Genomic DNA, 1,319 nt, shown 5'->3' with positions numbered 1-1,319 from the left:
GCCCAGGCCCACGAACGGACGCACGATGCTGTCGGCGCCGCGGAAGTGGTACTGGCCGCTCAGCGCCACCGGCTGCGAGTCGACGCTGCCGAGCTTGCCGGCGCTGGAGTTGATGCGGTGGCCGAACTTGTCGGCCGAACCCCACAACTCGACGGCGAAGTTGTCGTTGAAGAAGTAGCTGGCGCTGAGGGTCGGAGCGCCGTCGCCGTCCAGGTTGGTGCGGGTGCCGGCGATCTGCGGATTCTTGGTCGGCTGGGTCAGGGCGTAGCCGCCGACGATGGCGAAGCGCTTGCCGCTGGCGCTGTCGGTGGAGGCATCCTGAGCGAAGGCGGCCGGGGCGAAGGCCAGGGCGCCGAGCATGGCAAGGGTCAAATGACGGAAGCGGATCATGGAGTGGACTCCTGTGTTGTTGTGGTCTTGCGTACTGCCTTGGGGGAGGCGGGGCGCAAGTTAGCAACGCATGCATGAACCGAACTTGCCGCGCGAATGCGCGTGAAGGAACTTTTCACGCGACAACCGTGTTAGAGGCCTGTTTTCAAGGCAAAAATGAATGAAATGAACGAGCAAGTAGCGCGCAATAACGTCGCTATCGTGCCGACGTTCGAGTCTGCGCGAACGTTGCTCGAGTTCGCGCTGAAACCCTTATGGCGCAAGAAAACCGCTTGAAAAAACGGGTTTCGTCGCAGATGGACGGCGCATGAACATCGCCCGCGCGGGCTCGATCGCGCGCAGCGCGAACGCACGCGGCGGCGCGCGTGCGATGCCGCGAACGCGCGAGGATTGTTTGAACGGATCGGAAATGCCGCGTTTTCCGGCCTGTTCGGCGCGTTGCCGAAACCCGTTTTCGCGCGCGTTCGCCGCGCGTATGCGCATGACGATGCATGCGCGACGACGCATTGCTTGCAACGCGTAAGCAATATCCAGGCGCCAGGATCGGCACGGCCAACCGCCATGACGAAGGTCATGCCGCCCAAAGGCACGCGCCGCGCCGACGGCGCCGGCCGCAAGCTGGGGCCATTCCACCGTCCAGGACACGACGATGCCGTCTCGCCCGCCCTTCCGCCTGCCGTACCGCCTCGCCGCCGCGGCCGCCGCGATGCTCGCCTGCGGCGCCGCCTTCGCCGATGTCAAGGTCGACGGCCACTGCGAGATCGACAGCCCCTATCAGCTCACCCTCAACGAACGCAGCCTGATCCTGACCCGCCAGGACGGCGAGCCCAAGGCGCTGGTGATGCGCCAGGGCCGGCTGTTCGTCGACGACCGTTGGGTCGCGCTCAGCGCCGACGACTCGCGCCGCCTGGCCGAGTTCGAACGCGGCG

Annotated in this window: 3 protein-coding genes; 1 reads left to right on the top strand and 2 read right to left on the bottom strand. The window is 66.0% G+C overall.

From position 1 onward, the window contains the following. Together ABZ855_RS48345 and ABZ855_RS48340 are read right to left on the bottom strand one after the other, a co-directional pair. Positions 1 to 390: OmpW family outer membrane protein (locus ABZ855_RS48345; RefSeq protein WP_360820462.1), on the bottom strand; the 390-nt coding region annotated here is incomplete at its 3' end. Positions 391 to 642: 252 nt separating this feature from the next. Continuing rightward, positions 643 to 1,035, bottom strand: a complete 393-nt coding sequence (locus ABZ855_RS48340) for a hypothetical protein (protein WP_145960187.1) — start codon at positions 1,033 to 1,035, stop codon at positions 643 to 645. A 4-nt stretch (positions 1,036 to 1,039) separates the two neighbouring features. Between ABZ855_RS48340 and ABZ855_RS48335 the strand changes: the two genes are divergently transcribed. Continuing rightward, the coding region (locus tag ABZ855_RS48335; RefSeq protein ID WP_360820459.1) for a DUF2884 family protein at positions 1,040 to 1,319 on the top strand (280 nt) is incomplete at its 3' end.

It is taken from the genome of Streptomyces sp. NPDC047042 (genome assembly GCF_040644035.1).
In the GTDB taxonomy this organism is placed as follows: domain Bacteria; phylum Actinomycetota; class Actinomycetes; order Streptomycetales; family Streptomycetaceae; genus Streptomyces.
Note: the sequence above shows the minus strand (reverse complement) of the source record. Positions and strands in the feature narration are given on the sequence as shown.